The following is a 24287-nucleotide window of genomic DNA, read 5'->3' as shown; positions in this document are numbered from 1 at the left end:
ACAAAATTGACCAAAAACGCCACTTTGTCGTAAGTTATTGCTTTATAACTTAAGACAAAATGGCGTTTTCGTTTAGAATAAGCCCATCAGATAGAAAAAATTGTAGAAATAGATAATGCGAACTGGTTTACCAACGCTCCTTCTTCTTGCTTTGTCACCTTGCTTTCTCACTGCCAATGCTTTGGCCCAAGAGGCGCGAGACCCTATTGTCGTGATCGACCAGCAGTTATTTGACAAACACGAAGAGCTAAAAGCAGCAATACAAGCTCGAGATGAGCAAAACGCAAAGTATGAAGAGCAACAACAGTCTGTCGCAGAGTTAACCAAACTCGTCAAATCTTTGGATAAAACACTCAGCGAAGCCAAAGCGAACCTCGAAAGCGACTATTCTCGAATGATTGACAACCCAAGCATCGATTTAGCTGCAACGCAGGAAAAATACCAAGACGCTTGGTCAAAGGTAAAACAAAACCAAAAGCAACGCCTATCTGAAGAACAACAGCTGCAAGAGCTCAAGCACCAACTGGATCTTGCAAATAGTGAAGTCGAAGCCATCGAACAAAGCATTGAAGTTTTAGACCAAAATAAACTCCGTGCTCGCGCTGAACGTCTTCAAGAAGAGCTGCAACAAGCTCACACTTTATCCGTCAGCTTTACTAACCGTTGTCAAGCGGATATGACCATCGCTCAATGTGATCGCCAGACACGTGACCTTGCCTTGCAAAAAGCCGTCAAGCAGTTCCAATCCGAGCTTATTGCTAACACCAGTGAGCCTCAAGTCGTCAAGCTGAACGCCAACAAAGTACCTTTCAATATTCATGTACTGCGCTCAAAATCCAAAGAATCGGGCTTCTATGATGGTGTTCGCTACCGAAGCCTGATGGATGTGGAAATGCAAGCTCGACCAACCCAAAGCGCAGCGTGTACATTGCTCGGTATCGATAAACAATACTGTTTTGAGCCAGAAACTTTGAGTGACAAAGATGCGTTTGTCAGTAACAAAGAAGTCGCTTGGGTCACCTTGACCATTCGCTCCAATCTTTTTGACGATAACGTAACGATCAATGGTGTTAACTACGGTAGCACCCCTGTAGAAGTCATGCTTCCTGTTGGCCCACACATGATCACTGTTGAGAAAGAAGGCTACCGCTCCTTCCACCGCGAGCTGACTGTAAAACGTGACCAAAATCTACGCGCAGTCTTGGTTGAAAAAGCCAATCCTCTACGTGAAGGGGACAAGTTCGCAGACTCCCTAGGTTCAGGGCTTCAAGGGCCAGAACTCTCTACCATTCTTTCTGGTCAATATCTTGTGGGTGAACACGGTTCCAAGCAACTAAAACTCAAACACCCATTGGGGTTTGGAACTACACCGATTACCGTCGGACAATTTAAAGCTTTTGTTGATGCGACCAACTATCAAACCGACGCAGAATTAAAAAACACCTGTACAGCTATCGTCAAAGGTGAAGTGACACCGATTTCAAAAGGTTACTGGCGAAACCCAGGCTTTAAACAAGCATCCAACTCCCCTGTTGTTTGTGTGAGCCGAAATGATGCGCAGGCCTATGCTAACTGGTTAAGCAATAAGACTAATCACAGCTATCGATTGCCAAGTGAAGATGAGTGGGAAATTGCCGCTCGAGCAGGGGCTGAAACTTATTACTGGTGGGGCGATCAGTTTATTCCCAACCAAGCTAATACAGGTTGGGGTGGTACTCCTTGGTCAAACAAGAGTACTTCTCCCGTTAATGCCTTCAAACCCAATCGTTTAGGCATTTACGACACAGTGGGCAACGTTTGGCAGTGGACTAGCGATGCCCGAGGTTTGCTCAAAGGCGGCGCATGGAACTTCTCTCCGGATATGGCCGCTGCGCATCAGCAGCTGTCATTGTCCAGTTCGTCCGCAGCTAACTATGTTGGCTTCCGAGTTGTACGTGACATCCACTAAGTAGACCAGCAGGGGGGATTTCCCCCCTTTTTTGTACCCATAATCCAGATAGAATCAGTTCTGAGTTCAGCCAACACTGAGCTTAGTATCGATTGGTACGTCTATACTCAGTTCCTCGTACTGAGTTCATAGAACCTCTTCTACACGTCGACAAGAACAATTCTTGTATTTGCCAGCTCTCCTGTCGATTGCTGGCAATTTTTTATTCAAAACACAATTCAAATATAGCCAAAATTTCTTATATTCAAGCCATCAACTGCAATCAGGAATGGATTGGCGGATTACTCATTTGATATCATATGTCGAATACTGTGAACGGCAGGAATGACCTTGGAACCACACTTAATATCCCTGTTTAATCAACTACCTGGTTATTGGGGCTGCAAAGACCGCAACTCGATTTTTGCTTATGCGAACCGCGCTTACGCCAAGTTGATTGGTTTAAATTCACCACAAGACTGTATTGGTCTCACAGATCACCAAATGCCAAGTCCCACCACTAAATGCGCTAGTGACTTTCAAGAGCAAGATCGTTTTGTCATTGAAAACAAGCGGCCAATCAAAGTACTCGACATACACCCCTACCCAGATGGCACTTGGCACACTCATATTTTTAGTAAGTCCCCATGGTTGGATGCACAAGGTAATGTACAGGGAACCATATTCTATGGGCAGGAACTGACAGATACTGCCATTCTCGAAGTTGGGCATTGGATTTGTCGAGCGACTGGATTGCACGACGAAGAACGGATATCACTAAATCATCTGTCGCCCAAAAATCACCAAATAAAGCTGACGACACGTGAATCTGAAGTCCTTTTCTTGCTGCTGTATGGCAAGAAGCCAAAATACATCGCAGACATCATGAACATCTCAACCAAGACGCTAGAAAACTACGTGCTCCATCTAAGGGAAAAATTCGGTGCTCACAGTAAAGCACAGTTAATCGATATGGCGTTGGATGCAGGATTTGGCTCACACATACCACACACGCTATTACGCACTCAACTTTCGGTCGTGCTCAATAATGAATACGCCGCATAAAGCGGCGTATTGTGTGAGTAAAAGTAACGCTATGGAGCCAGCCGATCGATGTGCCACTCACCGTTTGCTTTGGAGAACAGGAATCGGTCATGCAGGCGGTGATCCCCCCCTTGCCAGAATTCAATGCTTTCCGGCTTAATACGAAAGCCGCCCCAGAAAGTAGGGACAGGAATCTCACCTTGAGCAAACTTCTGCTTCAGCTCAAGAAACTTACCTTCCAATACTCCGCGTGTTGAAATTCGGCTGCTTTGTTTACTGGCAATTGCAGCCAATTGACTCTCTTTAGGCCGTGAGGAGAAATACTTAATGTTCTCCGTAATACTCAGCTTCTCTGCCACACCCGTAATATGGACCTGACGCTCTAATGGATGCCACGGGAAATGAAGGCTTACTCGAGAGTTACCTTCTATTTGCTGCGCTTTACGACTACCGAGGTTGGTATAAAATACAAACCCTTGAGTATCAACGTGCTTCAACAAAACGATTCGCTGGAAAGGTTGACCCTGCTCATCTACCGTCGCTACGGTCATGGCCGTTGGATCGGTGAGCTTAGCGTCAATCGCTTGCTGTAGCCATAAGTTGAACTGATCCACTGGGTTAGCTTTAAGATCTTTTCTACGCAAACCACCCTTACTGTATTCACGGCGGATATCTTCGAGTTCCATCTTCTCTCCTGCGAAATTTTTTTGCTGATTGTGCGCTCATATATACATGAACACAAGCGTATGTACCACATTGCCTGAGAATTTGATGTATTAGAAAGAGCTGTCGTTGGCAGATAACAAGTTATCGAGAAAAATACCCGTATATACTTAGTACAACTGATTGATTGTTTTCTATTATGTAAGTGTTTGATATAGCACATCGTTCTAACAGCTATAACTTAACATTTGCCAATTTGAATAATAGAATCAATCGAATACGCCAAAGCAACAAGGAACATCAATGAGTCAAGACAGCTACAACAAGCTCTCAAGTAATGAGCTTGAGTATGTGGATGACAAAACGGCAGCACTTCTACTCAATACACCGAGTAGTGCTCGTATTATGCTGTGGGTGATGGTTCTATTTTTCATTCTGGCGGGTATCTGGGCGTCATGGGCTCAAATCGATAAGGTGACCGTAGGGCAAGGAAAAGTTGTTCCCTCTTCTCAAGTACAAATAGTACAAAACCTTGAAGGTGGGCTCGTGAAAGAAATTCTTGTTCGCGAGGGACAGGTGGTTCAAAAAGGCCAGCAACTACTGTTAATCGATGATACTCGCTTCCGCTCTGATTTTCGCGAACGAGAACAACAAGTCGCCAACCTAACGGCAAGCGTGCTGCAGCTCTCCGCTTCCATCACGAGTGTCACTATTAATGAAGACTTCAGTGAAAAATCTTGGCAGAAAAGTGTCCAGATCGATTTCAGTAAGCTTGCTTTCCCGCCCCAACTTGAAGAGCGACAGCCTAAATTGGTTGAGCGTCAGCGCGCGGAATATCGTCAGGATTTAAACAATCTGCGTAACCAGATTTCTTTAATCGATCAACAAGTCAAACAAAAACAGCAGGATTTAGTAGAAATTCAAGCCCGAGTCAGAAACCTGCGTGAAAGTTATAACTTCGCACGCAAAGAGCTAGAGATCACTAAACCCCTTGCGGATGAAGGTGTAGTACCACGGATTGAACTACTCAAGCTTCAACGTCAGGTAAACGATACTCGCCGAGAAATGACCTCCAGCGAACTGAAAGTTCCCGTACTCAAATCAGCGATTAAAGAGTCTATGCTTGGTCGTATTGATGCCGCACAGAAATTTCGTTCAGAGCAACAAGAAAAGCTCAACGAAGCGCAGGATAAACTTTCTGCTCTTACTGAGTCTACCGTAGGTCTAGAGGACAGAGTGAATCGTACAGTGGTCATTTCCCCTGTCACTGGCACGGTCAAAACTCTCAATGTCAACACTGTGGGTGGAGTTATACAACCGGGTATGGACATCGTGGAGATCGTCCCAAGCGAAGATACGTTGCTCGTTGAAGCTAAGATTGCACCACAAGATATTGCATTCCTTCGCCCTGATTTACATGCCATTGTCAAATTCAGCGCTTACGATTTCACCAAATATGGCGGGTTGGAAGGAACACTTGAACACATCAGTGCCGATACCACCACGGATGAAGAAGGCAATAGCTTTTATCTTGTCAGGGTTCGAACCAAAGAAACCAGCCTCAATAACGATACCTCTTTACCTATTATTCCTGGCATGACTGCATCCGTCGATATCATCACAGGCAAACGTACCGTCATGGAGTACTTACTCAAACCTATTTTAGGTGCCAAAGGCAACGCATTGAAGGAATAAAAATGCCAACAACCAGTACGACAAATAAGGTCAGAGCTTAGCCCACATGAAATATTGGCTAATAGCTCTGCTTATTATTTTGGCTTCCACGGCTTCACAGGCGCTTAATACTCAAGAGCAGCGCTGGGTTGAAGCTGTGCGCAACACCTATGGGGACAGAGCTGGGAAGCGGGTCGAAACTTGGCGTCGTGAGATGGAACAATTTAAGGGCTTGTCAGAAAGGCAGAAGCTTACCGAGGTCAATAATTTCTTCAACCAACTGAATTTTGTTAACGATGATCGTTTGTGGGGCAAGAAAGACTACTGGGCTACCCCACTCGAGTTCTTGGGCAGTAATGCTGGGGATTGTGAAGACTTTACCATTGCCAAATATTTTTCTCTGCTCGAGCTAGGCGTCTCAGATAGAAAGCTGCGTTTGGTATACGTGAAAGCCATCACGCTAAATCAGTTCCATATGGTGCTCGCATACTATTCGAAACCCAGCGCAGAGCCTATTCTGCTCGACAACATCGATCCACAAATCAAAAAAGCATCCAAGCGCCGAGACTTATTACCGATCTACAGTTTCAACGGTAAAAATCTTTGGCTAATGAAATCGAAACAAGGGCAACTGGCAGGAAAATCATCCCGACTCAGTCTGTGGAATGATCTTCGTGCCCGTGAAAAATCACTCAAACTGAATAAACCAATAGTGAATTACGATGAGTAGGCAATATGACTTTATATAAACAGCTTGTCGCGGGAATGATTGCTGTATTTTTGATGCTGATGGCTTCGGTTTTCATCATCGAATTTAACACCACGCGCAATAACTTAGTGCAGCAGCAGCGCTCAGAAGTGAATAACACCATTAATACGGTCGGCTTGGCTTTGGCTCCCTATCTAGAGAGCAAAGATCAGGTCGCAGTGGAGTCTGTTATCAATGCTCTATTTGATGGCAGCAGTTATTCCGTCGTTCGACTGATCTTCTTAGATAGTGGCGAAGAGATTCTGCGCTCTTATCCAGTCAAACCTCTCGATGTACCAGAGTGGTTCACCAACCTACACTTGTTTGAAAAAATTCACGATCGGCGTGTAGTGACCAGTGGATGGATGCAATTAGCCGAAGTTGAAATCGTCAGCCACACTGGGGATGCCTACACCCAGTTGTGGAACGCATTCGAGCGTTTGGTTGTTGCTTTCAGCCTGATTTTTACTATTGGTCTCTTGGCCATCGCCTTTATTCTTAAACGTGCCCTTCGCCCTCTTCAACTCATCGTGGAGAAAATGGAACAGGTGGCACGCAATCAATTTGGAGATCCTCTTCCTAGACCAACCACGAAAGATTTAATCTATGTCGTTGATGGCATCAACAGTATGTCCGCACAGGTAGAGAAATCCTTCCAAGCTCAAGCCAAAGAAGCTCAACAGCTCCGTGAGCGCGCGTATATTGACCCTGTTTCTGGGCTTGGCAACCGCGCTTACTATATGAGCCAGTTGAACTCATGGCTTGGTGAAGGTGGTTTTGGTGGTGTAGCCATTCTTGAAGCCAGCTTTATTCATGAGTTGTATGAGGAAAAAGGTTACGAAGCAGGCGATGGCATGGTACGCGAGTTAGCAGATCACCTAAAAGTGTCTTTGACTTCGCCGGATGTGACACTTGCTCGTATATCCTCTGCCGAGTTCGGTTTTATCTTACCAAACATAGATGAAACGGATCTTAAACTAGTGTCAGAGAGCATCGTAACTTACGTTCAAGACATCAATGCTGACCCGACCGGCATGGCCACATCGAACTTATCGCTTGGCGTCGTCTACAGCGAAGCAACTAAGAGTGCGTCTGAAGTACTCACCATGCTAGATAATGCTTTAGCCACGGCAAAATCCGACCCAGAAATAGCCTACGGCTACGTCACCGGTAACAGCTCCGAGAACCTGATGGGTAAACAACAGTGGAAGACACTAGTCGAAGAAGCGATGAGCAATGACTGGTTCCAGTTCCGTTTCCAAGCTGCCAATGACGGTTGGGGTAAAACTTATCACCGTGAAGTCTTCTCTTCTATAGATAAAAATGGTGAGCGCTTTAGCGCTAATCAATACTTATTCGCTCTTGAGCAGTTGAATGCCAGTCACCTATTCGATGAGTATGTGATCAAGGCAATTGTAGAACGCTTAGAAAATGGCGAATTTGCCGAACCCATCGCGATTAACGTCTCGCAAAGCAGTATTGCTCAACCGAGCTTCATCCGCTGGATCACTCAGATGCTAAACCGACACAAATCGGTTGCCAGCCAATTGCATTTCGAAATTCCTGAAAGCTGCTTTGTGAATACGCCACACCACACTGCTCTTTTCTGCAATGCCGTGCGTAACGCGGGTTCAGATTTTGGTGTTGATAACTACGGGCGTAATTTCCAGTCGCTGGACTACATAAATGAGTTCCGCCCTGCTTACGTGAAACTGGATTATCTCTACACTCATCACCTGGATGATGAGAAACAGAAATTTACTTTGACTTCTATCTCACGTACCGCACATAACCTTGGGATCAAGACCATTGCGTCGCGAGTTGAGACACAAACCCAGTTGGACTTTTTGTCTGAACACTTTATTGATGTCTTCCAAGGCTTCATTGTCGATAAGTAAAAAGGTTTTAAATGCAGGATCCTTTACTCAATTCGCTGATTTACGTCAGCCGTTACTTCGGGCTGGCCAATTCACCGGAAGCATTGATTAACGGCTTACCTTTAACAGAGGGTAAGCTCACGCCATTCCTATTTCCGCGCTCTGCAGAGCGTGCTGGACTAGTTGCAAAAGAAAATCGTTCCAAGCTCGAAGATATTTCAGATTTAGTCTTACCTGTCGTTTTGTTACTCAAAAGCGGCGATGCATGTGTGCTGAACGCCATCAACAGCGACAAGCAGGAAGCTGAAATCGTTACAGGCGAATCCGGTTTAGTACCAATCTCTATCCCATTGGATGAGCTGGAAGAGCTCTACATTGGCCGCTATTTTCTGGTTAAGAAACAGTTTCGTTACGATGAGCGCTCTCCGGAAGTCCTCAAAACCCGTGAAGGTCACTGGTTCTGGAGCACTATCTGGCAGTCAAAGAACATCTACCGCGATGTCTTAATCGCTTCTATTCTGATTAACTTGTTTGCCGTTGCTGCACCGATGTTTACCCGCCTAGTTTATGACAAAGTGGTGCCCAATCTTGCGTTTGAAACCTTATGGGTACTGGCAAGTGGCATTTTCGTCATCTTCCTGTTTGACCTGACACTCAAGATCATGCGCAGCTACTTCATTGATGTGGCGGGCAAGAAGTCGGACATATTAATTTCATCCAAACTGTTCAGCAAAGTTCTTGGTATTCGCATGGAATCAAGGCCCCCCTCTGTTGGGGCTTTCGCCCGCCACTTACAAGAATTTGAGTCCATTCGGGAGTTTTTTACTTCAGCAACCATTGGCTCTTTGATTGACCTGCCGTTCTCCTTACTCTTCCTTGTCTTGATTTGGTTAATGGCTGGCAATCTAGTCTTGGTTCCCATTGCTGGCGTCGTGATTCTGATTGTTTACTCGGCGCTGATTCAGGGCCCATTGCGCCGTACCATTGAAGAAGGCTCACGTCTTGCTTCACAGAAATACGCTAACTTGATTGAGAGTTTGTCAGGGCTTGAAACCGTAAAATTATTTGGTGCACAGAGCCAATTTCAGTTCCGCTGGGAAGAAGCCGTTGCTCATATGGCCAACTGGAATATCAAGAGCCGTCGCATCACAGATGGTATCCAAAATACCGCTGGTTTTGTTCAACAAGCGTCTAACGTCGGTATGATCATCCTTGGTGTGTATTTGATAGCAGAAGGCGAACTCACCATGGGTGGCTTGATTGCCGCCACCATGCTTAGCGGCCGAGCCATTGGCCCTATGGTCCAACTTTCCTTACTCTCTACACGCTACAATCAAGCCAAATCGTCTATGACTATTATCGAGCAAGTCATGGAAATGCCAGATGAACAGGAAGAAGGGAAGCGCTACATCCACCGCCCTATTGTTCAAGGTAAGATTGAACTAGATAAAGTGACTTTCCACTATCCTGATTCACCCATTGCATCTATTCGCGATCTAAGCATCACGATTAATCCGGGTGAGAAAGTGGCAATCATTGGTCGAATTGGCTCAGGTAAGACAACACTGGAACGTTTGATACTGGGTCTATTTAAGCCAACCGAAGGCCATGTACGCATCGATGATACCGATATTGAACAACTGCATCACATTGATATTCGGCGTAACATCGGCTGTGTACCTCAAGATAGCCAACTGTTCTATGGTTCGATTCGCGACAACATTACCCTTGGCCGCCCACTAGCCGATGATCGTGATGTGATGGATGCCGCCAATCGTGCTGGCGTAACCGTATTTACACAGCAAGACCCCGCTGGTTTAGAACGTCAGGTTGGCGAAGGCGGCTTGTTACTCTCAGGAGGACAGCGTCAAGCCGTGACTATTGCACGAGCCTTCCTCGGTCGCCCACCAGTGCTGTTAATGGATGAACCAACCAGTGCTATGGATAACCGTTCTGAGATGCACATCAAGCAACAATTAGCGCAACTAAAGCCATCGGAAACGCTGATCTTAATTACGCATAAAACATCCATGCTCGATGTGGTTGATCGAGTCATCGTCATGGAAAAAGGTTGTGTGATTGCTGATGGACCTAAAACTGAGGTACTTAACAATCTCAAGCAAGGTAAAGTGAGAGCCGCTAACTAAACTGACAAAAACAATAAAGCCGCTCAATATTGAGCGGCTTCTCTTTACCTACGATAAGAAGAGCTGTCTAGATTAGCAGTCTGCAGGGCCGACTTCTTTCCATACCCCCCACTGGCCCGATTGAGATGGATCATCACCTTGTGTCCACCACTTGGCTTCCCAGACTTTCCCATCCCAAGTCACTTGGTCACCGCCATTGTATACTGCGCTAGAATCCCAAGCGTTGGTACAAGTACCGCCACCTGTATCTTTCTTCGCAACAACGACAGTCGCCAAAGCAGAAGAGGTCGCTTGAGCGTCACTCACTGTAACCGTAAAGAGTAATGAAGTATCTTGCGTATATTCCGCTGCGGTAAACGTCACCGTTGCACCATTAATGGTCGCATTAAGTCCGGCAGGCACATCCCAGCTGTACGTTAATGTATCATTATCGGCATCACTAGAACCAGAAGCGTCAACCACCACTACGTCTCCAGCATTCACTGTAGCAGGAGCTGACACTACAGCAACTGGCGCAGTGTTCACAGGACCTGTGTCTTTCGCCTGCACTGTCACAACCACAGTGTCAGTCCCCGTAGCTCCTTCATTATCCGTCACTGTCAGTTTGAAAGTAAGCGTTTCAGTTTGCGCAACTTCTGCCACATCAAAACTTGCTTGTGCGGTGTCTGCACCCGTTAGTGAAACACTAGTACCTGAGAGTTGTTCCCACGCATAGCTTGCAACACTGCCATCAGAATCGCTTGAGCTGCTGCCATCCAATACAACCGATGCAGGACCTGTCACAGTTATATCAGCGCCAGCTACAGCAACAGGAGCTCGATTCGCCGGAGTTCCACCAGCAAGCCCTTCATGCATCGCATTGAGAATATCACCGTTGTCGGCATCGATTTCCCAAGAGAACAAGCCAGCAAGACCTAAGCTACGTACATAGGCACCCTTCGCTTTCACAGAGCGGTCATCATCAAACGTAATCAACTGACCTGTAGAACGATTCCAGACCCAAGGAGCTTCAGCCTGCGCATCGTATCCGTATTCAAAACCGTTGATGCCAGTATTATCCGCGCCAAGCATAAAGGACTTCACACCTTTATAGTCAATTACACCATCTTCCCAAACACCTTGTGCTGTGCTGCCTTTCAGCTTACCAGTCCCTGTCCCTGTCATTGGGTCATTAGGATCGGTAAGCGTATCAGGTGTCACGCCTTCCCAACCACGACCATACATTGCAGTACCAACAACCAGTTTGTTCGCAGGGACGCCCTGCGCTAACAAGAGCTGAATACCATTGTCTGTTGTGTAAGCAGGCCCTTTGTACGGTTCACCATTTTCATCCACCCCGGAGCCGTCACATTGGCCAGGACGCATAAACGTTCCGCAATAAAGGGCGGTCTGATGGCCCGGTACATTATTCCAACCACCGTAGAAGTCATATGTCATCGCAAAGATGTAATCCATATACTGAACCGCATCGGCATAATTCACGTCTTCTATCTTGTCATAGCCAACCCCGATCGCAGAAGTCAGCTCGTAGGTGCGCCCCGTATCGGCTTCCAGCTGATCTAGCATTGCACGTAGTTCTTGCATCAACGCGACATAAGCCGGGCCGTCATTCACCGGGTCGCCAAGATCTGGAGCCGCACCGCCGCCACCTGGGAATTCCCAGTCAATATCGACGCCATCATAAAATTTCCAAGTCGTCAGGAAGCGCTTAACAGAAGCGACAAAAGTGTCTCGGTTCGCTTTGGTAGTAAAGTCAAAGAATGGGTCTGATAACGTCCAACCACCAATAGAAGGGATAATTTTTAGATCTGGATTACGCTGCTTAAGCGCCATCAGCATCGCGTAGTTACCTTTGATAGGAGAGCTGTATTCATGGCCAGCTTGAGGGAAACTTTTCTGATAAGCTGCCCAAGGATCATGAATTACAACTTCGTAATCAGGAACACCAGTACAGGCGGTCATCAACGCATTGTAGCTGTTACCACCAACAGATTTCACAGACTCATTCGGACCACAAATAGGAATGAAGCCATAAAGGATATGAGTCAGATTATCGGCAGGAATATTATCAACGGTAAATTCACGTCCATAAATCCCCCACTCGACAAAGTAAGTACCAACGACTGTGCTCGGGTCGGTGTTGTAGCTCTTGTTATTGGGATCGACGTTCATCGCCAGTGGTGCTAAATGAGCACCATCGGTATCTGCGACCACGATCTCAGCAGGCGCACTCGTGCTACAGCCACTTTCATCACAAGCTTCAATGGTCATTTGATAACGACCACCTGTCGCATACTTGAAGTTGGCTGTTGTTTGGCTACCCGAAATTGGACCAGTAGCTACCTCAACACCATCAAAGTAAACCTTGTATGTGTCCCCTGTTGTGCCACTCCACTGATTAAACTTAATAGCGATATCAGCTTCATCAAAATATTTCACCATTTGGTTGTAACCAGCGGTGGTTTCCATTGCTAATTCAATCTTCGAGAACTGAAGATTGTTCGAGCCGTAGACATCAATACTTGGGGCTGTTGGTGCAGCCATCGCAGTGCCGGATAGCGCCAAAGCGATACTAGCGGCGCACAAAGTTATACGATTCATACCTATTTCTCTCATTCCTTGTACATTTACCCGAAAGTTGGGAAGTGATACCCATCGCCGTAAGTTGCCTTAAATGCCTAGCTGGCCAAGTAGTGAGCCGGAAAACTTATCGAGGATCGGTATTCGCTGTTCTTTGCTACATCACGAAGAACATCACTTTCAGTATTCGAGAGACTTTTTTTTTGATGAAAAAAATAAAGACTCTTTTCGAGGCAAGATCAGAAAATAATTGTATATCTTAGACTTGTTACATCACAAATGAGGATACCTGCCCATATTTTATAAAATATCAGATATAGAAAAACATACTTATTTGTCAATAATTTAAAGAATGAGATACCAAATATAGTAATAAAAACATATAGAAGATACTGCCTCCTAAAGGGGTTAGGAGGCAGGTTTTAATCAAGGATTATTTGGACTTAAATCGCGCCGTGAAATGACGCAGTACAGGTGGTTCGTACTCAAACGTTAAGCCTTTAAGTTCATGAGCACGCTCTTTGAGCGCAATGATCGCATCAGCGATGTAATCCATGTGATCGTTGGTGTACACACGACGGGGTATAGTCAAACGCATCAGCTCCAGCTCTGACGGCTTTTGTTTACCTGTTTCGGGATCACGCCCTAAAAGAAGTGAACCTATTTCTACGGCGCGCACACCAGATTCAAGATATAGGGCATTACATAAAACATGCGCAGGGAACTCCTCAGGTGGAATGTGTGGCAGTATCTTCGCTGCATCGACAAAAACGGCATGACCACCAGTGGGATACTGAATAGGAATACCACCTTCACGTAAGCGATCACCTAGGTACTGAACTTGGCTGATCCGGTAGTGGAGAAAATCTTCGTCTGCTCCCTCATACAAACCACGAGCCAACGCTTCCATATCTCGACCCGCCATACCGCCATAGGTCACAAACCCTTCCATCGGAACACAGCGAGTTCGCACCGCTTGAAAAAGCTCCTCATGATCTCTAATACAGCACAAGCCACCGATGTTAACCATTGGATCTTTTTTGGCTGACATGGTGAGCATATCGCCATATTGATACATTTCACGAATGATCTCTAAGATGGACTTATCCTGATACCCTTCTTCACGCTGTTTTATAAAGTAGGCATTTTCACAGTAACGGGCAGAATCAATCACGACTGGAATATCATTTTTACTCGCTAACTCATAGACAGCACGCATATTTTCCATCGAAACGGGCTGACCTCCTGAACTGTTACAAGTGACGGTGGTGATAATCGCACAGACATTATGAGCGCCATACTGTTCTATCGTGGCTTCCAACTTATCGAGATCAAAGTTACCCTTCCAGTCATAAGGCGTCGTTGTATCAAAGGCATGTCTATCCACCACATTGATTGCCTTACCACCATTCAGTTCGATATGTCCAGCGGTTGTATCAAAGTGATAATTGGAGATGAAAACCGGCTCCGTCCCACCGCGAACGCTACGCATTCGCTCAATCAGCGCTGGAAACAGAATTTGTTCTGCCCCGCGTCCTTGGTGAGCAGGCACTGTAAGCTTATAACCAAAGAAATGTTCCACTGCCTGACAAAGATTGTAGTAGTTGCGACTTCCGGCATAAGACTCATCTCCCATCATTATGCCTGCCCATTGGTTGTCGCTCATCGCACCTGTCCCTGAATCTGTTAGAAGGTCGATGTACACATCATCACTCTTTAATAAGAAGGGGTTGAGACCAGCTTCATTCAACGCGATGACTCGATCTTGGTATGTGGTCACTTTGATCGGTTCAACCATTTTAATACGAAAAGGCTCTGGTATACGTTTCATGTTTAATTTCCTATAGATAGATCTATCCCTGCAGAAAACTGCATTGGATTCAAAAATAAAATGACAAATAAGAGCGGCGCGTATGCACCTGAGGAAATTAAATAAGTGCTGATTCTTTATTCAGCAGGGACAAGCAGAAGTCTAAGTTATACCATGGCGACAACACTAAGCGGCTGTCGTGCATCCAAATGCATTTCATAGCGTTATCCTTTATTTTGGTTACAGACACATCAATCAATATAGTCGTGTTGTTATCTATTTACCGTGAAACGCCGCTCAAAAACCATCCGTTATATAAATGAAAGCCGAACATTCATAAACCTAAAAGGCCTTATTTAAAGTTCGTCACGGGCACCTCTCACACTCTAGTTCGAATAACTAAGACATTTATCATCATTAAAAGTTAAGTTTCCGTGAAATCTTATCACTTTGACATTCATCTAATTGAAACCTATTAACTTGCTAGGCAAAGTATTGGTAACCAAACCAAATGGATCAAGTCATGAAAATCAGTACAACATTATTGGCTGCAACAGCACTGAGCCTCAGTGCGATGGCAGCGGCCGAAGTCACGATTACCGTCCCTGAGACAGTGGACGTCTTGGTTGCAAATGATGCCAAACCAGAATTGTCTGGCGGTTTCTTTTCGGCGAATAAAACACTGACTCTGCCAAATGGTGAGAACCAAATCTTATTCCGCTATCAACCGTACTTCACTCAAGGTAATGACCGAATTATTCTTGAAAGCGACCCTATCATTGCCACTTTTAATACTAGTGATACAGAGCTGACGTTCGACATGCCGAAATACCGTGATCACCACGAAGGTGAGAAGAAAATTAAAGATGTAGACTGGCAACTGACGACAGAAAACGGAAAACCGCTTGCCGTCACTCAGGACAAGCTTATAAAAGATGGAATGCAAATAGGGCGTAACTTCCAAATTGAGCTAGCTGATTACAACCGTCGTGGTGGTGTGGCTGCGGTTTCAGCCGCCGCCATAGGCGCCACAGTCCAACCAGTTCATCTACCCGCTCAAGTGACGAAGGAAGGCGTCAAAGGCGATTCCACAGCGGAAGAGATGCTGCATTTCTGGTACAACAAAGCCGATGCAGAAACACAAGCACGCTTCAAACAGTTCTTGCTGGAAAAGTAATCAAGCTCAATAAACCAAAAGCCTGCGCATTAAGCGCTGGCTTTTTCTATGGCAGGGTGACCTGTAGAAATCTGATAACACTCCAGTTCATTCTCCATCAAGCATTCAAACACTACCGCATCAAGTTTACCGTCATCCACCAACCCCTGAAGAATTTGCATTGTTTCGTTAAGCAAGACCCCTTGTCGATAGGGGCGGGATTGCGTCAAAGCCTGAAATACATCGGCAATAGCAACAATACGGCTGGGTTGATCCAACTCTTTGGCCGTCTTCCCTAAAGGATACCCTGAACCATCAAGCCTTTCATGATGGTTTGAAGCCCAATCAATCACTTGACTGGAACGAAACATGTTCGTTAATGCATGGCGGGTATCCGTCGCATGACGCTTGATACAGGCGTATTCTTCATCGGTCAACTCTGCAGGTTTATGCAAAATAGCCACTGGAGTTTTCAGCTTGCCAATATCATGCACTAAACCAGCCAAATACAACATACGTTGCGCTTTCGTCGAATACCCCAATTGTTTACCTAGAAATGAGGTTAACTCTGCAACATGTCGAGAATGTTGGAATGTGAAAGTACTTTTGGCATCGACAATCTGGGCAAAAAATTCTGCCACCGCAATCGTGTCTTCTAACCCCAAACACGATGAAAAGAAAGGTATGGAAGGAAAGCGGCTTGCCATGGTTTCTATATAACGAGATTCCATAGAAAACCAGAAGTCGTCATTATCGATCAATTCACACATATGCTGAACCATATTCGGCTCAAATAAAGTACCAACATTTGCGGTGAGTTCACCAATAATAGACCGTTTATTATTTTCAGTGATATTGCCGTATTGATCCGGGTAAAAACGCGAGTAGAGATAGTCGACTCGATCGGAAATAAATAGCAGCCCAGCAAGCTGTTTATCCGTTTCAGACAATCTGTCTTCACAGCTCAGATGTTGCCATTGAGTATGGTGATACAAAACCGGCAGAGCAAAAACAGCTAAAGGCGGGCAAACACTCAGCAACCCGTGTCCTTTAATACAGTGCTTCTTTGTGTTCTTCGGAGCCATTGACTCGAACAGATAGGTCAATTCATCAGACTGTGAAACACCACAGTCATGAATCAACCCCAGAGAAAAAGCGAGTTGAGATAGCTCTTCCTCCCACCCCATTCGTTTAGCACATTGATAAGCAATGTACCCAACTCGGTAACCATGGTTGATATCATCAATTCCAACGTCATCGAGAGCTGAAGCGATTTCAAATAGCACCTGACGTAAATCTACGCTTACGTTATCAAGCGATTCATCCATTCGTATTAACCTAACTGACTAATTTTTCTTATTTTAGATTTATAAGGCTAAACGATTTCGTTTCATAAAAACCATAAATTCATTAAGACTATTTATATAATTGTGATTTGTATAACGTCTTGGGCGAACTTCGTGCTACATGAAAAATGTTTTTGCAACAGGTGTTTATGGTCATACCAGTCATTCTCTGTTAAGTTAACCTTTCATATTCAACTTGTTTAGGTTCCTTATGTTCACAATCTCTATCGACTCTGAACTCGAACTCGCTCTTGTCCAGGAATCATTTGCCACTCAGTACAGCGAATTAGTATCCAGTCAAACGGAATACTTATCACAATGGTTAGCTTGGCCTCCCTACTGCCAGTCTGAGCAAGACTTCCGCATGTTCGTTCAGCGTGTATTACATGAATATGCAGAAGGGAAATCAATGACGTGCGCAATTCTCTACAATCATGAAATTGTGGGTAACTGCAGTTTTAACACCATAAATCACGATACTAAAACCGTCGAAATTGGTTACTGGCTATCGCAACACCAGCAAGGCAAAGGCATCATTACGCGCGTTGTGAACAAACTGATTGATATTGCATTTAATGAGTACCAGATGGAGAAAGTCCAGCTATCTGCCGCCAAAGACAACCTACCGAGCCGACGAGTCGCCGAGCGAGTAGGTATGACCCTAGAGGGGATCATTACCAATAAGGAAAAAGTTGGAGATCGAATTCTGGATCATGCCATTTATGGGATTCACCGCCACAATGTTCATCATTAAGTAGATTGATTCCAAGCACAGATTTATTGGTTGACTGAGGTATTTAGTCTCGCTTGGTGATAGGATTGCGGCTTTAAAACCAAAGAGAGAACACCGTGTCTTCATTGCTAAAGCTGCTCTTAGTCGTTGTAACGCTGGGTGCAGGCTTCTTCGCCGGTGACCTATACCAATGGTTTCAAAGCCGTTCTCAAATCAAACCTTTGTCAGAATACTGCTTACTCACCACTCAAGCTTGTGAAAGCGATAATGTTCGTATAAAAGTTGATCGCGACATCAGTCAGCCACTGGTACCTACCGAAATCGTCGTAGACTGGCCCGAAGCTCAACAAGAAAGCCTGTTGCTGACTTTGGAAGGCTACGAGATGGAAATGGGTACCGCCGTATTTAAACTCAATAAAAGCTCAACAGGCCAGTTTACAGGCCAAGTTATTCTGCCGGTATGTACGACTGATGCCATGACTTGGGTTGGCAAACTCACTGATGGCCAACACAGTGTGAGCACCTCGATTAGGATGGAACAATGAGTAAGAACTGGTCTTTAATTTTAGTTGCCGCGTTTGCACTTGGCTTTGGCGTGAAAGCGTATCTGGATTCACAGCCAACGATCGAGGTTCCTGCTGCAACCAGTAAAGAAGTCGTCCTGTTCGGTGAAAATGACAAACCGGTCAAAATCTTCGATCAACAAGACTCTCGCGTACGCATCGTTTACTTTGGCTTCACACGTTGCCCAGATGTCTGCCCAACATCATTAGCCATGCTAGCTGGTGCACTGAATCAGGTGGACGAAAGTGTTAAGTCTAAATTCAGACCTATGTTTGTCTCACTCGACCCAGAGCGTGACGCGGCAGCAGATTCTTACAAGTACGCACAATATTTTCATCCAATGATTGAAGGACTATCAGCTCCGCTCGATATCACAACGCCTTTGGCACATAAATATGGCGTCATTTTCCGTAAGACCCAATTAGAAAATTCGGAGCTGAAGTACACCCTTGACCATAGCTCCTATTTTTATTTCCTAAAACCAGATGGCACATTAATTACTAAAGTGCCACACACGCTGACACCAGCTCCTTTGGTTGAAGCGATGAAAACACTTACGTCACAAGGAAAATCCTAATGAAGTTAAAAGCCCTTATTTTAGCGTCCATTGCTCTGAGCCCACTTGCTCACGCGGCTTCAGACGTCATGCTATCCCATACCTATGCGCGTGCGACTCCACCGAGTGCAGCCACCAGTGCGGTATTCACTGAAATCATGAACCACAGCGCCAAAGATCGAGTCATCGTTGCTGCCAGCACTGAAGCTGCAGGTAAAGTAGAGCTGCATGACGTGATTAAAGAGGGCGATGTAATGAAAATGCGTCAAATCGATCAAATTACTGTGCCGGCAAATGGCATGGTTGAGCTAAAACCAGGTAGCCTGCACATTATGCTATTTGACTTGAAAAAGCCGCTGGTCGAAGGTGAGAGCATTGATGTGAAACTGACCTTTGCAAACGGTGAAGAACAGACCGTCTCAGCACCTATCAAGAAGGTCATGAGTGGAATGAACCACAAACATCATCACTAAGTTTTGTTGATTAGCCCGGCCTTCGCTGGGCTTTTTATTACCTACGCTTTAGCGAGTTGGATAGAGCTGAGCGAAGTTAGGCACTTGCTTTTCCCAGATTGGTGGTGTACCAATATGTGCCTGCACCGCAGAAATAAACTCTCTAACCAGCGCCGTTTGCTTACGATGTGGGTACAAAGCGTAAAGGGCGAGGCCGCGATTACATAGAGTGTAATGCGTCAGGATCGGCTTTAGATTCATCTCGGCAACTGGGCGGTATAGGTTGGAGGAGGAAATCATGGCATAGCCAAGCCCATCTTGGACTGCCGCCAATAATGTCAGCACATCATTGACCTTATATTTACCCGTCATTTTGTGATTTATGAACGTACTACCACCCGGTGCCTCGCTAATACGTGCCGTATCTACGGTTAGTGGCCCATTACTATAGACGACTGAAGGCAAGCTCATTAGCTCGTCCGGAGTCTGAGGTTCTCCGTGCTGCTCGATAAAGCTTTCAGACGCCAAAATAACCGGCCTGATGTCAGCGATTTTCTTTGCAATCAAACTCGAATCTTCTAGCCGACCAAGGCGAAATGCGACATCAAAGTGATCAGAAATAATATCTGAACGCTTATCATCCATTTGCAGGTTAATTTCCACCTCAGGATAACTGCGCATAAATTGCGTAATCACGGGCTGAAGGTAGTGCTGGCCAATATGCAAAGGTGCGGTAATGCGTATGCGTCCTTTCGGCCTTGCCTGATAAGAGTCTGCGATGGAGTGAACATGCCCTAAAGTCCCAACCAGATTATGTGCCTGCTCGAGAATTTCTTCACCCGCTGGCGTTAGGGAAAAGGAGCGCGTTGAGCGATTAAGAAGCTGCACACCCAGCTCGACTTCCAGTTTTTTGATCTGTTTTGACAAGGATGAGTTGTCCATATTGTGCAAAGTCGCAGCTTTAGTAAAAGAGCCTTGCTGCACCACATCAATAAACAGCGCTAACTGGTTAACCAAGGACATCCACTCCTCCTATTTTTGCGCCCTTTGCCACTGCACTAACCATTTGTCTAAATGGTTAGCAAATTGCTGTCGATCCGCTTGGTTTAGCGGTGCTGGGCCGCCAGTTTGGACACCACTACTGCGCATGGTTTCCATAAAATCACGAATATTAAGGCGTGATTTTATGTTCTCTTTAGTAAACGGCTCACCCCGAGAACTCAACACGTGGCCGCCTTTGGTGATGATCTCATCGGCCAATGGGATGTCACTGGTGATCACCAGATCGCCGGCTTCACAGCGCTGGACAATCTCATTATCTGCCACATCAAAGCCAGCCTGAACTTGTAGCATGGTGACTTTTGGAGAAGCAGGTGTGCGGATAAACTGGTTAGCCACCAAAGTGACTTCCACGCCCGTTCTTTCTGATGCTCGAAAGAGAATATCCCTAATCACGACCGGACACGCGTCCGCATCAACCCAAATTTTCATCTGTTTTTCCTAAATCGGCAATTGGCGCCCATTACAGCGTAAAAGCGCCTTGCTGAATAGCCTTTATTTAAAACTTCACCGCGGTACCGCTGACGCTCACCATCATCATGCTGCCACCACTGCCAATCACTTCGTAATCAATGTCGATGCCGACGATGCCATCCGCACCTAGCTCACGTGCCCGCTCCTCCATTTCAGCAAAGGCGATCTCACGCGCTCGGCCCATCTCTCTTTCATAAGCGCCCGAGCGGCCACCGACGACATCTCGAATGGCGCCAAACATATCTTTGAAAATGTTGGCTCCTAAGATAGCTTCACCAACCACAACGCCCAAATAATCTTGTACAGGTCGACCTTCAACTACTGAAGTTGTTGTTTTGATCATAATCTTTCCTCTTTTTAAATCATTGTTATCCATATTAGCAGTGGCTTTAGTCAAGCACTGCGCTCGCAAACTAATCTTGCTACAAGGTTAACTTCGGCTGAATGAAGTCGATAAATGCGGAGATTCGCCGTGCCACTGCCGAAGATTTGTAGTAAACAGCACTGACCTGCTCTCGCCCTGTATCAAAGCGCTTGGCATCATCAAGCAAAGATACCAGCCTACCTTGTTTAATATCTTCGCGAACCATAAATCCAGACAAACAGGCAATACCATTAGATGCCAGTGCCAACTGCCGAACCGTTTCACCATTACTCGACGTGATATCTGGCTCTATGATATCAACTCCTTTTAGCGGCCATTGGTTAAGCACTTTAGGTGATGTAAAACCTATCAATTGATGCGACTGTAATTCTGACGTTGTGCGGGGCACACCAGCAGATTCCAGATACTGGGGAGAAGCAACGATGAAGAGCTCACTTTTGCCTAGTGGACGTGCATGCAATGTTGAATCTTTTAGTTGTCCGATACGGATAGCGACATCGGTGCGCTGCTCGAGCAAATCAACAAAACCTTCGTTAGAGGTTATTTCCAACTCAATCTCTGGATAAGTATCTTTGAATGACTGTATCAGCGGTACAAGCTGATGGAAAACAAATGGACTGGCGGCATCCACTCGTAACTTACCTCTAGGACGTTCGCTTCCAGAAATCAGATCTTCTTCAGCCTGATGAATAATGTGAAGGCCCTTACGCACAGAGTCAACAAAAGTCCGACCTTCTTGGGTTAACTCTACCCGCCTTGTTGTTCGGTTCAATATTGAAACACCCAGCTGTTTCTCCACCTTGCTTACCGCACGTGAAATTCTGGCAACTTGTATGTTTAACATTTCAGCTGCCGCTGAAAACCCGCCGCTATCGACAACCGCGAGTAGCATTTCTAACTCATCTGAACGTGTGCGCATGTCTTCGTCCATTAAATTTAATTACCTTTATTTATAGCAAAAGTAATTTGATAAAATCACCATTTTTAACAAATAAAAGATTTTCAATAATGGCAGTCACGACATCATTATTGGAATTTATTATGCCAATTGCACTTTTTGCTTTAACCCTCAGTGCCTTTGCTATCGGCACTACTGAGTTTGTTATCGTCGGATTGATTCCGACTATGGCAAGCGACCTTGCAGTATCCCTACCTTCCGCTGGCTTATTGGTTAGCTTATATGCGCTTGGCGTGGCAATTGGAGCTCCTGTCATAACTGCGCTTACTGGCAACTGGCCAAGAAAGAGAGTCCTATTGTCCGTAATGAGCTTGTTTGTTTTAGGCAATGTACTCGCGTGGCAAGCTCCGAGTTATGAAACTCTGATCATCGCTCGCATCCTGACCGGACTGGCTCATGGGGTGTTCTTTTCCATCGGTTCTACTGTTGCGACAGGACTGGTCAGCAAAGAAAAAGCCGCCAGTGCTATCGCGATCATGTTTACAGGCCTTACCGTTGCTTTGGTCACCGGTGTTCCTCTTGGTACCTATATCGGGCAAGCATTTGGATGGCAGGCGACATTTCTCACCGTGGCTATTCTTGGCGTCATTGCCTTGCTTGGCAGTACCCTGTTAATCCCTGCTAATCTCAAACAGCCACCAGCAACCAAAATTTCAGCCCAGCTAAAGGTTCTTACCGAACCTAGGTTGCTACTGGTTTATGCGATTACGGCACTTGGATATGGAGGCACTTTTACTGCTTTCACTTATCTCGCCCCTATACTGGAAAACGTTTCTGGATTTAGCTCTGGGACCATAGGGTTAATCATGTTGGTGTATGGTGTGTCCGTTGCCATTGGCAATATCTGGGGAGGCAAAATGGCCGATAAACTTGGCCCTGTCAAAGCACTTACCACCATTTTTATTGGTCTTGCGATGATACTGTTTGTCTTCAACCTTGCTGCTTACCATCCTGTTAGTGCTGTTATTACGATTCTAATCTGGGGGGCATTCGCCTTTGGTAACGTCCCTGGGTTGCAAGTTTACGTGGTTAATCTGGCAGAAAAACATACGCCTGATGCGGTTGATGTCGCCTCTGGACTTAACATAGCAGCGTTTAACGTCGGCATCGCTTTAGGCTCATGGGGAGGAGGATTAATCGTTGCACAGCATGGCCTAATGAATACACCTTGGGTCGGCGCTTTGATTGTCATCACTGCCCTACTTCTCACCCAATTCAGCGGTTTGCTCGATAAGCGTGAAGCAACATGTCAGGGCGCAGAAGTAAACTAAAGTCGCTTCCCTTCCATGTATAGACATATCTATTAATAATAGTCGATAAACAGGGCTAGCATTTAGGAGTACGTTCTTGAAATACCGGAAGAGTTCTTATTCTTTGCTTGGCGATAGAGCACTTGGAATGACTTTAACATTCAACTCATTGGGTAGATGATCTTTATTGGTGTAAATACGCTCAAAGTGAGCAAGGGGCGCAACCTTGATAGCAGTAGTGCGCTCCCATTTAGTGGCATCCGCCACCAGCCAAGTTTGGCGACTGTTGCGCATGATGGATTGAGACAGGTCCGATTCTAACTGCTCGTGCTCCATTGCGAAGTGACTGCTTGTCACTGACGCGCAACCGCATAGGCCGATATCGGCTTCAAAGCCCTCGAAGAAGTTGACCACACTGCTCCCCACCAGATCTTGATGCTCACGGCGAAACAGGCCGCCGGCAAGGTAGACTTCAATGTTCTGATTGGCTTCTAAGATTTTCGCGACTTGCAGGTTGTTGGTAACGACGCGCAAGGTAGTTTTCCCCAATAGAAACTGAGCAATGCGCGTAACTGTAGTACCAATACCAATCATCACAGTCGCACCGTCTGGAATGGCATCCGCGACCGCCATTGCGATGTCATCTTTGGTGGTAGATTCCACCTCTGAACGAAAGCGATAGCTGGTGTTTGTTAAGGTAGCAGGCAAACTGACCCCACCGTGAACTCGACGCGCTAGCCCTTGTTCGCACAAGTTGTTTACATCGCGCCGAATGGTTTGCGTGGTCACCGAAAACAACTCGGCCAACTGATCAATCTGAACATCTTGATCTGCTTTAAGGGTCGCGAGGATCTGTTTTTGGCGTTGGTTCAGTTCCATAGTTC

General features: G+C 45.8%; 21 protein-coding genes. 12 read left to right on the top strand and 9 right to left on the bottom strand.

All coding sequences use genetic code 11. The annotated features are described in order from the left end of the window. Positions 1-115: 115 nt before the first annotated feature. The gene (locus L1D15_RS00645) at positions 116-1948 is read left to right on the top strand and encodes an SUMF1/EgtB/PvdO family nonheme iron enzyme (RefSeq protein ID WP_239874325.1); all 1833 of its coding nucleotides are present in this window, start codon (positions 116-118) and stop codon (positions 1946-1948) included. A 330-nt stretch (positions 1949-2278) separates the two neighbouring features. Then, entirely contained in the window at positions 2279-2992 is a 714-nt protein-coding gene (locus L1D15_RS00640) for a helix-turn-helix transcriptional regulator (RefSeq protein ID WP_239874324.1), read from the top strand. A 29-nt stretch (positions 2993-3021) separates the two neighbouring features. Here L1D15_RS00640 and pdxH read toward each other — a convergent pair whose 3' ends face one another. Beyond that, on the bottom strand, positions 3022-3657 hold the full coding sequence (gene pdxH / locus L1D15_RS00635; protein WP_239835598.1) for a pyridoxamine 5'-phosphate oxidase: 636 nt from the start codon (positions 3655-3657) through the stop codon (positions 3022-3024). Positions 3658-3937: 280 nt separating this feature from the next. Between pdxH and L1D15_RS00630 the strand changes: the two genes are divergently transcribed. Genes L1D15_RS00630 through L1D15_RS00615 form a run of 4 tightly spaced genes read left to right on the top strand, consistent with a single transcriptional unit; the run spans position 3938 to position 10080 of the window. Further along, complete coding sequence (locus L1D15_RS00630; protein WP_239835599.1) at positions 3938-5329, top strand: HlyD family type I secretion periplasmic adaptor subunit; 1392 nt, start codon at positions 3938-3940, stop codon at positions 5327-5329. A 46-nt stretch (positions 5330-5375) separates the two neighbouring features. Beyond that, entirely contained in the window at positions 5376-6038 is a 663-nt protein-coding gene (locus tag L1D15_RS00625; RefSeq protein ID WP_239864711.1) for a transglutaminase-like cysteine peptidase, read from the top strand. 5 nt (positions 6039-6043) lie between these two features. Continuing rightward, on the top strand, positions 6044-7954 hold the full coding sequence (locus L1D15_RS00620) for an EAL domain-containing protein (protein ID WP_239874323.1): 1911 nt from the start codon (positions 6044-6046) through the stop codon (positions 7952-7954). Positions 7955-7965: 11 nt separating this feature from the next. Next, the gene (locus L1D15_RS00615; protein WP_239864715.1) at positions 7966-10080 is read left to right on the top strand and encodes a type I secretion system permease/ATPase; all 2115 of its coding nucleotides are present in this window, start codon (positions 7966-7968) and stop codon (positions 10078-10080) included. Between the two features lie 72 nt (positions 10081-10152). Here the strand turns inward: L1D15_RS00615 and L1D15_RS00610 are convergent, their stop codons facing one another. Continuing rightward, on the bottom strand, positions 10153-12681 hold the full coding sequence (locus L1D15_RS00610) for a glycosyl hydrolase family 18 protein (protein WP_239874322.1): 2529 nt from the start codon (positions 12679-12681) through the stop codon (positions 10153-10155). A 412-nt stretch (positions 12682-13093) separates the two neighbouring features. Beyond that, positions 13094-14491 (bottom strand): tryptophanase, encoded by a 1398-nt coding sequence (locus tag L1D15_RS00605; RefSeq protein WP_239835604.1) that lies wholly within the window; start codon positions 14489-14491, stop codon positions 13094-13096. Between the two features lie 502 nt (positions 14492-14993). On the opposite strand from L1D15_RS00605, the gene L1D15_RS00600 reads away from it, so the two are divergent. Continuing rightward, positions 14994-15647 carry a DUF2057 family protein gene (locus L1D15_RS00600; RefSeq protein ID WP_239874321.1) on the top strand — a complete coding sequence of 218 codons (654 nt, stop codon included), beginning with the start codon at positions 14994-14996 and terminating at the stop codon, positions 15645-15647. A gap of 29 nt (positions 15648-15676) precedes the next feature. On the opposite strand, the gene L1D15_RS00595 is transcribed toward L1D15_RS00600, so the two are convergent. Continuing rightward, entirely contained in the window at positions 15677-16954 is a 1278-nt protein-coding gene (locus L1D15_RS00595; RefSeq protein ID WP_239835606.1) for an HD domain-containing protein, read from the bottom strand. A gap of 229 nt (positions 16955-17183) precedes the next feature. On the opposite strand from L1D15_RS00595, the gene L1D15_RS00590 reads away from it, so the two are divergent. The 4 genes from L1D15_RS00590 (at position 17184) to L1D15_RS00575 (ending at position 19298) form a co-directional block, all read left to right on the top strand. After that, positions 17184-17726 (top strand): GNAT family protein, encoded by a 543-nt coding sequence (locus L1D15_RS00590; protein WP_239874320.1) that lies wholly within the window; start codon positions 17184-17186, stop codon positions 17724-17726. Positions 17727-17821: 95 nt separating this feature from the next. Continuing rightward, on the top strand, positions 17822-18250 hold the full coding sequence (locus L1D15_RS00585; protein WP_239874319.1) for a hypothetical protein: 429 nt from the start codon (positions 17822-17824) through the stop codon (positions 18248-18250). Continuing rightward, a complete protein-coding gene (locus L1D15_RS00580) occupies positions 18247-18846 on the top strand; it encodes an SCO family protein (protein WP_239874318.1) in 600 nt (199 codons plus the stop codon). The genes L1D15_RS00585 and L1D15_RS00580 overlap by 4 nt, the downstream gene beginning before the upstream one ends. Continuing rightward, positions 18846-19298 carry a copper chaperone PCu(A)C gene (locus L1D15_RS00575; RefSeq protein WP_239874317.1) on the top strand — a complete coding sequence of 151 codons (453 nt, stop codon included), beginning with the start codon at positions 18846-18848 and terminating at the stop codon, positions 19296-19298. Before L1D15_RS00580 ends, L1D15_RS00575 begins: the two co-directional genes overlap by 1 nt. 48 nt (positions 19299-19346) lie before the next feature. Here L1D15_RS00575 and L1D15_RS00570 read toward each other — a convergent pair whose 3' ends face one another. From L1D15_RS00570 to L1D15_RS00555, 4 genes are all read right to left on the bottom strand, one after another. Further along, positions 19347-20300 carry a LysR family transcriptional regulator gene (locus L1D15_RS00570; RefSeq protein ID WP_239874316.1) on the bottom strand — a complete coding sequence of 318 codons (954 nt, stop codon included), beginning with the start codon at positions 20298-20300 and terminating at the stop codon, positions 19347-19349. Between the two features lie 9 nt (positions 20301-20309). Then, the gene (locus L1D15_RS00565; RefSeq protein ID WP_239874315.1) at positions 20310-20768 is read right to left on the bottom strand and encodes a YaiI/YqxD family protein; all 459 of its coding nucleotides are present in this window, start codon (positions 20766-20768) and stop codon (positions 20310-20312) included. Between the two features lie 67 nt (positions 20769-20835). Then, positions 20836-21153 carry a heavy metal-binding domain-containing protein gene (locus L1D15_RS00560; protein WP_239874314.1) on the bottom strand — a complete coding sequence of 106 codons (318 nt, stop codon included), beginning with the start codon at positions 21151-21153 and terminating at the stop codon, positions 20836-20838. 79 nt (positions 21154-21232) lie between these two features. Next, positions 21233-22114 carry a LysR family transcriptional regulator gene (locus L1D15_RS00555; protein ID WP_239874313.1) on the bottom strand — a complete coding sequence of 294 codons (882 nt, stop codon included), beginning with the start codon at positions 22112-22114 and terminating at the stop codon, positions 21233-21235. Positions 22115-22236: 122 nt separating this feature from the next. Between L1D15_RS00555 and L1D15_RS00550 the strand changes: the two genes are divergently transcribed. Next, the gene (locus tag L1D15_RS00550; protein ID WP_239874312.1) at positions 22237-23424 is read left to right on the top strand and encodes an MFS transporter; all 1188 of its coding nucleotides are present in this window, start codon (positions 22237-22239) and stop codon (positions 23422-23424) included. 96 nt (positions 23425-23520) lie between these two features. Here the strand turns inward: L1D15_RS00550 and L1D15_RS00545 are convergent, their stop codons facing one another. Next, positions 23521-24282 carry a DeoR/GlpR family DNA-binding transcription regulator gene (locus L1D15_RS00545; RefSeq protein ID WP_239874311.1) on the bottom strand — a complete coding sequence of 254 codons (762 nt, stop codon included), beginning with the start codon at positions 24280-24282 and terminating at the stop codon, positions 23521-23523. Positions 24283-24287 lie beyond the last annotated feature (5 nt).

Source organism: Vibrio sp. Isolate25 (assembly GCF_022398025.1).
GTDB classification, from domain to species: Bacteria; Pseudomonadota; Gammaproteobacteria; order Enterobacterales; family Vibrionaceae; genus Vibrio; species Vibrio coralliilyticus_A.
The sequence above is the reverse complement of the archived record's forward strand: the minus strand, read 5'-3'. Positions and strand labels throughout refer to the sequence as shown.

What these genes read in the sequence shown, in the direction of transcription:
- L1D15_RS00645 (WP_239874325.1), top strand. Translation starts at nt 116, where the DNA reads ATGCGAACTGGTTTACCAACGCTCCTTCTTCTTGCTTTGTCACCTTGC.
- pdxH (WP_239835598.1), bottom strand. Translation starts at nt 3,657, where the DNA reads ATGGAACTCGAAGATATCCGCCGTGAATACAGTAAGGGTGGTTTGCGT.
- L1D15_RS00630 (WP_239835599.1), top strand. Translation starts at nt 3,938, where the DNA reads ATGAGTCAAGACAGCTACAACAAGCTCTCAAGTAATGAGCTTGAGTAT.
- L1D15_RS00625 (WP_239864711.1), top strand. Translation starts at nt 5,376, where the DNA reads ATGAAATATTGGCTAATAGCTCTGCTTATTATTTTGGCTTCCACGGCT.
- L1D15_RS00620 (WP_239874323.1), top strand. Translation starts at nt 6,044, where the DNA reads ATGACTTTATATAAACAGCTTGTCGCGGGAATGATTGCTGTATTTTTG.
- L1D15_RS00615 (WP_239864715.1), top strand. Translation starts at nt 7,966, where the DNA reads ATGCAGGATCCTTTACTCAATTCGCTGATTTACGTCAGCCGTTACTTC.
- L1D15_RS00610 (WP_239874322.1), bottom strand. Translation starts at nt 12,681, where the DNA reads ATGAATCGTATAACTTTGTGCGCCGCTAGTATCGCTTTGGCGCTATCC.
- L1D15_RS00605 (WP_239835604.1), bottom strand. Translation starts at nt 14,491, where the DNA reads ATGAAACGTATACCAGAGCCTTTTCGTATTAAAATGGTTGAACCGATC.
- L1D15_RS00600 (WP_239874321.1), top strand. Translation starts at nt 14,994, where the DNA reads ATGAAAATCAGTACAACATTATTGGCTGCAACAGCACTGAGCCTCAGT.
- L1D15_RS00595 (WP_239835606.1), bottom strand. Translation starts at nt 16,954, where the DNA reads ATGGATGAATCGCTTGATAACGTAAGCGTAGATTTACGTCAGGTGCTA.
- L1D15_RS00590 (WP_239874320.1), top strand. Translation starts at nt 17,184, where the DNA reads ATGTTCACAATCTCTATCGACTCTGAACTCGAACTCGCTCTTGTCCAG.
- L1D15_RS00580 (WP_239874318.1), top strand. Translation starts at nt 18,247, where the DNA reads ATGAGTAAGAACTGGTCTTTAATTTTAGTTGCCGCGTTTGCACTTGGC.
- L1D15_RS00575 (WP_239874317.1), top strand. Translation starts at nt 18,846, where the DNA reads ATGAAGTTAAAAGCCCTTATTTTAGCGTCCATTGCTCTGAGCCCACTT.
- L1D15_RS00570 (WP_239874316.1), bottom strand. Translation starts at nt 20,300, where the DNA reads ATGTCCTTGGTTAACCAGTTAGCGCTGTTTATTGATGTGGTGCAGCAA.
- L1D15_RS00565 (WP_239874315.1), bottom strand. Translation starts at nt 20,768, where the DNA reads ATGAAAATTTGGGTTGATGCGGACGCGTGTCCGGTCGTGATTAGGGAT.
- L1D15_RS00560 (WP_239874314.1), bottom strand. Translation starts at nt 21,153, where the DNA reads ATGATCAAAACAACAACTTCAGTAGTTGAAGGTCGACCTGTACAAGAT.
- L1D15_RS00555 (WP_239874313.1), bottom strand. Translation starts at nt 22,114, where the DNA reads ATGCGCACACGTTCAGATGAGTTAGAAATGCTACTCGCGGTTGTCGAT.
- L1D15_RS00550 (WP_239874312.1), top strand. Translation starts at nt 22,237, where the DNA reads ATGCCAATTGCACTTTTTGCTTTAACCCTCAGTGCCTTTGCTATCGGC.
- L1D15_RS00545 (WP_239874311.1), bottom strand. Translation starts at nt 24,282, where the DNA reads ATGGAACTGAACCAACGCCAAAAACAGATCCTCGCGACCCTTAAAGCA.